This window comes from uncultured Lutibacter sp. (genome assembly GCF_937891065.1).
GTDB lineage: Bacteria > Bacteroidota > Bacteroidia > Flavobacteriales > Flavobacteriaceae > Lutibacter.
In genome coordinates this window covers 42,154-49,020 of the sequence record NZ_CALAEQ010000224.1, presented here as the reverse complement: position 1 = coordinate 49,020, position 6,867 = coordinate 42,154, and the positions used below count along the sequence as shown (strand labels likewise).

Annotated in this window: 6 protein-coding genes and 1 pseudogene; 3 read left to right on the top strand and 4 right to left on the bottom strand. The window is 29.0% G+C overall.

Annotated elements, in window-relative coordinates; genetic code table 11:
* The 3 genes and pseudogenes from Q0352_RS12090 to Q0352_RS12080 form a co-directional block, all read right to left on the bottom strand.
* Window positions 1–2,026, bottom strand: a pseudogene (locus Q0352_RS12090) (hypothetical protein); the annotation flags it as partial.
* Window positions 2,027–2,089: 63 nt separating this feature from the next.
* Window positions 2,090–2,917 carry an ABC transporter permease subunit gene (locus tag Q0352_RS12085; RefSeq protein ID WP_299527849.1) on the bottom strand — a complete coding sequence of 276 codons (828 nt, stop codon included), beginning with the start codon at window positions 2,915–2,917 and terminating at the stop codon, window positions 2,090–2,092.
* A 2-nt stretch (window positions 2,918–2,919) separates the two neighbouring features.
* Complete coding sequence (locus tag Q0352_RS12080; protein WP_299527847.1) at window positions 2,920–3,819, bottom strand: ABC transporter ATP-binding protein; 900 nt, start codon at window positions 3,817–3,819, stop codon at window positions 2,920–2,922.
* 88 nt (window positions 3,820–3,907) lie between these two features.
* On the opposite strand from Q0352_RS12080, the gene Q0352_RS12075 reads away from it, so the two are divergent.
* The gene (locus tag Q0352_RS12075) at window positions 3,908–4,972 is read left to right on the top strand and encodes a hypothetical protein (RefSeq protein ID WP_299527845.1); all 1,065 of its coding nucleotides are present in this window, start codon (window positions 3,908–3,910) and stop codon (window positions 4,970–4,972) included.
* Between the two features lie 29 nt (window positions 4,973–5,001).
* On the opposite strand, the gene Q0352_RS12070 is transcribed toward Q0352_RS12075, so the two are convergent.
* Window positions 5,002–5,502, bottom strand: coding sequence for a hypothetical protein (locus Q0352_RS12070; RefSeq protein WP_299527843.1), 501 nt, complete (start codon window positions 5,500–5,502; stop codon window positions 5,002–5,004).
* A gap of 78 nt (window positions 5,503–5,580) precedes the next feature.
* Between Q0352_RS12070 and Q0352_RS12065 the strand changes: the two genes are divergently transcribed.
* Together Q0352_RS12065 and Q0352_RS12060 are read left to right on the top strand one after the other, a co-directional pair.
* Entirely contained in the window at window positions 5,581–5,997 is a 417-nt protein-coding gene (locus Q0352_RS12065) for a PaaI family thioesterase (protein ID WP_299527841.1), read from the top strand.
* A 6-nt stretch (window positions 5,998–6,003) separates the two neighbouring features.
* Window positions 6,004–6,864, top strand: coding sequence for an alpha/beta hydrolase (locus tag Q0352_RS12060; RefSeq protein WP_299527839.1), 861 nt, complete (start codon window positions 6,004–6,006; stop codon window positions 6,862–6,864).
* Window positions 6,865–6,867 lie beyond the last annotated feature (3 nt).

Genomic DNA, 6,867 nt, shown 5'->3' with positions numbered 1-6,867 from the left:
CAGTAGAACAAGAAGCATACAGATTATTAGTGATACGAACATATATAGTTTGTCCACCAGGAGTTGAGTTTTGAAATGAGTTAGGGTTTATAGGAGCAGTTAATCCTGCATCTGAAAAATACGAAATTGTAAAATTTGAAGCTGATTGTCCGTTTAAAATTTCAGTTATTTTTTGTGTTAAATCAAAAATTTCAATACCATCTGTATCTGTCCCAACTAAATTTGAATCACATTTTTCTAAAACAGCTATTGATGTTGGAGGAGTTGGAGATTCAAATACTTCAATTGTAAAACTTTCAGTTTCAAAACAAGTAGAATTGTGAATGTTTTGAATACGGGCAATTATTGTATCTGAACTATAAGGAGCAGTGTTTGTATACGGAATAGTAATTGCATCCGTGTTATTATCTGCATCCGTTTGATTTTTAAAGTATAATACTTCAAATTCTGTAGAACTTTGGCCGTTTAAAACTTCAACATTTTTTAAATTTTTTAAATTGAAAGTATAATAACCATCGTTATTATCATCACATTGTTTAATATTTGAAGGTTGGTTTATAGACGGGTTGTTAAAAACCTCAATTGTAAAACTACCTTCTAAAATACTTGAGATACCACATATATCAGTTTGTTCAACAACTAGAGAATAAACACCATTAATAGCTGATGTAACATTTGAAAACGATAAGTCTCTTAATGTTGAAAAAGGAGTAGAAGCTCCATTAAAGTACCATTTATAAATTGGGGTTCCAGTTAAAGGTTCTGGGTTTATATCAAAACTGTCACCAGTACATACATTGGTGGTTTGATCGTTTAAAACAATGGTATTACCATCAGTATCTTTAGTTGTAATTTCTATTTGAGAGAAAATAGAAGCGATAAAAGGAGGTAATCCTTGTGTTGAATTTTTGCCACCTAATGAAATTTCTTCATGTTTATAATTACAAGCAACACCATCATTTTCGGGGTTTTCAATAACGCCCAAAAATGGGATTCCTTGATTATAGGTTTTTGAAAGTGCTCTATATATTTTTTGATCTGGACCCAATTGTAATCCGCCTCTAAACAGATTTTGGGAATCTATAATTTTTCTTGAAGCTATAATTTCAGTTGTTACGTTTGAGCTTACATTAAATTGGTATAAGGTAGAAAGATGATTTACTGGATTGTCCCATTCCGTAGAAATGCTGCTATAAAAATCATTTGTTGCGTGTACATATAATTTTTCGCTATTAGAAGAAAATTCAACACCGTAAGGTTTGTTGATAGGAGCAACTAAAGGGAGGCTTTTTCCATTTGTTACATCTCCTGTTAGATTATTAAAATCATACAGTAAGAACTGTGAATCAGCCATATGTGCAATAGCTATTTTTTTTCCATTAGGAGCTATTTTTAAATAACCACGTCTATCTTCTGCAAAATGTGTAGTTAACGAAATTTTAGGAGTGCTGGTAACACCACCACTTGTTACTTTATATGCATAAAATTGATTTTTCGCGTAGGATAATACCCAAAATGTATTGCAATCACCTCCTTTAATCGCAGCGACTTTTTCTGTCCATTGGGCAGAATCAAAGCCTGACAAGTTATTAGGTCCATTTGTTACAGCACCCAAACCACCATCAGCAGTCATATTAATAATATAATAATTAAACCCAAATTCACCACCACCAACACTAGCTCCTACAGTAAAAATATAATATTCAGTGGTGCTTCCAGGTTTTGGAATTATCATAGCAGATTGTGTGCTAGATGGATTTCCTTTCAACCCCGTACCATTTAACATGATAGCATGATTTTTATTCCATACTGTAGTTCCGTCAGAATAAAATAATAAATTTCCGTTTGAATCAGAAGTAGTTGAGCACCCTTCAAAAGTATTTAATTTACCGCTAGTTAAAGAAGTAGGAGATCCACTGCTAAAATCTAAACCAGCATTTTCACCAAAATACCAAATATTAGCTTCGCCTTGAGCAAAAATAATTAAACTGTTTATTAGAAATATAAATGTGAGTAGTTTTTTCATTCAGGAAATAATTGTTACAATCCCCAAATATAAAAATTACTCACGTTTAAATTTAGAAATTAATTACAAATCTCTTTTTTTAAGTAAAGCATAAGATAAATAGACAAAAATAGCTGTCCAAACGAGTACAATTATAATATCTAATGGCTGAACAGAAAAGTCTTTTGATAAATCTTCACCAGCAGTTTTTGCAACAGCTTTAACCGCATCTAATCTTGTAAAAGGCTCTTTAATTAAATTAGCCATTGCTTCCAATGGAAAAAACTGCATAATTTCATCTACATAGTCTTTTAATTTCCAATAGCTCATTCCTTTAGCAAAGCCTTCTATCATGGCCCAAACTAGCATTGCACCAACAGCAAAAGCTGATCGTTTTACTAAGATTCCTAAAAACAATCCAAATGAAAAGAAACCAACCAATTTTATAAAAAATGCAAGTAAGTATTCTAAATCAGTGGTTACAATTGAAAATTCATTAAAATCAGAATAAATATAACCTAATACAATAGATACAATAAATACAAATATTGTAGAAATTAATGCCAATAAAATAACAGTATAAAATTTAGATAATACAAATTCTTTTTTACTTAATCCATCAATTAAGTTTTGCTTTAATGTTTTGTTACTGTATTCATTAGCCATCATTGAAACAATTACTAATAGTAAGAAAAATTTAAAGATGGAAGCCATGAAGGTGTTAAAATGCCAGATATAAGGAAAATTAAAAATACCTTGTTCAGCCAAATGAAATTTTATGGGACCAATATCAAATTTAATTGCAGCAATTAATGCTATTGAAGTTAATAAAATAAAATAAATTAATATTAAAACTCTACTTGCTCTGCTATGTTTTAATTTATGGATTTCTATATTTAAGAGTCTAAACATTATTAGTTTTTGTTAGTTAGTGATAAGAATTGTTGTTCTAAACTTGGTTTGCGTTTCACTAAATGAGATACTACAATTCCATTTTTAAATAAAAAGCTATTTATTTCTGTTGCAGAAATAGGTTTGCTTAAGGTTGCAATTATGGTGTCATCATCATTTTTAATTGAAGCAATTCCTTCAAAACTGGAAAGTAATTCTAATAATTTTTCTGAATCGGTTTCAACTTTAAGTTCGAACAAACCGTGTGAAGCAGTCATTTCATCAACTCTTCCCGAATATAATTTAATACCTTCTCTAATTACAACCACGTGAGAACAAACTTTTTCAACTTCATCTAATAAATGTGAAGCCAATAAAATAGTAGTTCCATTACTTGCAATATCTTTAATTATTTTTCGAATCTCATGAATTCCTTGAGGATCTAAGCCATTTGTAGGCTCATCTAAAATTAAAATTTCTGGGTCATTTAGTAGGGCAGAAGCAATTGCTAAACGCTGTTTCATCCCTAAAGAAAAAGTCTTAAATTTACTATTTCTTCGTTCGTATAAATTAACAGTTTTTAGTTTTTCTTCAATTCTGGAAAAAGGAATTTCCTTTATTTTACATACCAACTTTAAATTTTGGATAGCTGACATATATGGATAAAAATTTGGCCGTTCTATAATAGCACCTACTTTTTTTAATGCTTGATGAGTAGATAAATTACCGTCAAACCAACTGAAATTACCAGAGGTTTTATTAACTACATTTAAAATGATTCCTAAGGTAGTTGATTTTCCACTTCCATTAGGGCCCAAAATACCATATACATTTCCTTTTTTTATATCAAAGGATAAATTATTTACGGCATGAATATTTCCAAATTTTTTATTAAGATTGTTAAGCGATATAATTGTTTCCAATATTTTGTAGTTTAGTATTAAATTAAGACGATTATTATTGAAAATTGTTACAGCAATATACTAAATTTGGCTAAAAATCAAGATATTTATGGAGGAAGAAAAATTAATGTCGAAGAAAAAACCAGCGTATCCAATTAATGAACGCTTGTATAATTATTTAACAGAATACAACAGAAATATTAAAATTCCAGTATTTTATGATGACTTACTTCGTTTTGCGGGAGCAATTGAAGTGTATGATAAAAATGGTATAGATACATTATGGATTCGGGTTTATTATGCGGAGCATGAACGTGAAGAAATTGATTTGAGTTTGAAGCGAATGTACTTAATTTTGCACGGTGATGGTACGGAAGATTCTATGCCTTTTTTAACTATTGATGGAATTGACTACTGTACTTTTGGGAATTCAAAACCTTTTAGAGTTAAAATTAGAAATATTTTAAATGATAATCACACGTATATTTATATTAAAAAAGCGGATGCTTCTAGAGTTTACGGTTTAGAATTAGAACATATATTATCGCCAAATAGTATCAATTTCTTAATATATAAAGATACGCTAATAGAGGAGCATGTTTTAGGAATTCCTGGGGATCAATTTTTAATTGAAAATATGGATATGGTTTCAATTAGAGGTAAAAAAAGGTTATCAAAAGAATTTGTAAAATTTAATGAACGTTGTATGATTCGTATGTTAGGTGATATGCGGTCTTATAATTATGTAATTGTTGCTTCGTATGATTTTGATCAAGTAGAATACCGTATGCGTGCAATGGATTTTGATCAGCAAAGTTTTGAAGGAAATTTAAAAGTGTATTTTCCTCAATATTTTAAAGAAAATTACCCTTTTGTAAAAATGGTTTCTGATAATTTACAAGAAGAATCTATTGAACAATATAAAAAAGAGGAGCGTTCAGCTATTGCGAGAAGGCTAAGAGGCTCTCAGGATAGAGTGAATGATTTGTTAGATTGTATGTGTAATGATGACATTTCTACTCCTGAGAAAATTTATGAACTTAAAATGGGTCTTAAAAAATATACTCTTGATAAAAATTTTAAAAATTGTAATAATATGGGAGATATTTTAAGAGTAGCTTTCGATTTTGTTACTAGGAACTATGAAAATGTAAATACTTATATTATTAGGTAAAATATTAAAGGAGATTTTAAATTCCTTAGTTAATAATTGTCAAAGTCCACATCATCAATATTATCTAAGAAACTTTCGTCATCAAAAGCGTCAAAATCATCCATTGATTTTTCGGCTTTAAATTTCTTCTCTGGTGCTTCATCAGGTGTATTTCCAAATGATAAAGCTATTTTAGGTAAGCCTTCTTCAGGAGTGTTTATAATTTCAGCTAATTCAACAAAGAATGTCCACATTGCCATAAAATCATACACATAGATTAGTTTATTGCCTACTTTTTTGAAAATGTCAGAAACTAATAAAGTATTCATTTCTTGTAAGTTATCTTCTTCAGACATATCGATAAGCGGAATTTCATCTCCTTGTTCCCAATTATTATCAGTCTCGTAAAATGAAGCCATTTCTTGCCCTTTAAAGCCAAAAGCTTTTGCTATGGTAAAATGTAATTCTTCTAAATTTATAGTTTTATCTACAATTAGATCTCTAATCACATCATTCTTAACATCTAAAATAATTCTAATTCTGTAAGCCATTTTAATAAAATACAATTAGTTTGCAAAGGTACTATTTAAAGTTTTAAATTCTTATTTTTACGGCCTAACAATTTTTTTATGAGTGATAAAACAGCAACATTAACAATGTTAAATAAGATGTGTGAAAATACATTGATGGAAACTTTAGAAATTAAGTATGTAGATTTTGGTGAAGATTACTTAGTAGCAACAATGCCTGTGAATTCAAGAGTTCATCAGCCTGATGGAATTTTAAATGGAGGAGCAACCATGGCTTTGGCAGAAAGTGTTGGAAGTCCAGCTTCATTATTAGCAATTGATAGAGAAAAATATAGTGTTCGAGGTATTGAATTTTCAGCAAACCATTTAAGAAGTGTAAAAAGTGGAATTGTTACTGCTACAGCTAAAATTATTCATAAAGGAAAAACAATTCATTTAGTTGAAATTAAAGTTGTTGATGAAAGAGAAAGAGTGATTTCAATTTGTAAAATAACGAATTATATTTTAGCGAAATAATTAGCTATGTTGCAAAAATTTAAAAAGATTTTAAAAATTATTGCAATTTTTTTAAGTGTTCTTTTAGTAGCTTTAATAATTACGTTTTATCGTTTTTCAATTCCTAAATCTGATAAAAAAATTATAAATGATTTTGTTGAAAGTAATAGTCAGGTTTATATATCTGAACATACATTTAAAGAGTTTAAATATAGAGTTATAGAAACTCAAAAAGAAATGGATACCTTACTTCCGATCATTGTGTTTATTCATGGTTCTATAGGATCAGCGTTAGATTTTAAAAAGTATTTAGTTGATATTGAGTTGAATAAGAAAGCTAATTTAATTTCTTATGATAGAATTGGTTATGGTACAAAACAAACAGGAAATGTTCAAGAATCTATTGCTTTTGAAACCGATTTATTGGAAGATTTAACCAAAGATTTGATAAAAAAAAATACAATTTTGGTTGGATATTCTTATGGTGGCCCAATTGCTTTAGCTTCCAAGAATGAATATAAAAAAATAATATTGTTAGCTCCTGCGGTATATTCAAAAGTAGAACCAATGCCTTGGGCTCTTAATTTTTATAAATGGACTGCAACAAGATGGTTATTGCCAAAAGTTTGGAAAGCAGCTTCAAAAGAAAAGTTATCACATAAAAAAGATTTACAAAATTTTGATACTACTTGGAATGAGAATCCTTCAAAAATTATAAGTATTCATGGAAATGAAGATTGGATTGTTCCGTTTGAAAATTCATTATATTTAAAAGAAAAATTTTCTTCACAACAATTTGATTTAGTAACTTTGAATCATGCCGGACACGGATTGGTTTGGTCTAATTTTAATGAAATTAAAAGCGTACTACTTCAACAGTTAAATTAAAAT

Excerpts from the sequence above, each read along its gene's own strand:
- Q0352_RS12085 (WP_299527849.1), bottom strand. The coding sequence starts at position 2,917 with ATGTTTAGACTCTTAAATATAGAAATCCATAAATTAAAACATAGCAGA.
- Q0352_RS12075 (WP_299527845.1), top strand. The coding sequence starts at position 3,908 with ATGGAGGAAGAAAAATTAATGTCGAAGAAAAAACCAGCGTATCCAATT.
- Q0352_RS12070 (WP_299527843.1), bottom strand. The coding sequence starts at position 5,502 with ATGGCTTACAGAATTAGAATTATTTTAGATGTTAAGAATGATGTGATT.
- Q0352_RS12065 (WP_299527841.1), top strand. The coding sequence starts at position 5,581 with ATGAGTGATAAAACAGCAACATTAACAATGTTAAATAAGATGTGTGAA.
- Q0352_RS12060 (WP_299527839.1), top strand. The coding sequence starts at position 6,004 with ATGTTGCAAAAATTTAAAAAGATTTTAAAAATTATTGCAATTTTTTTA.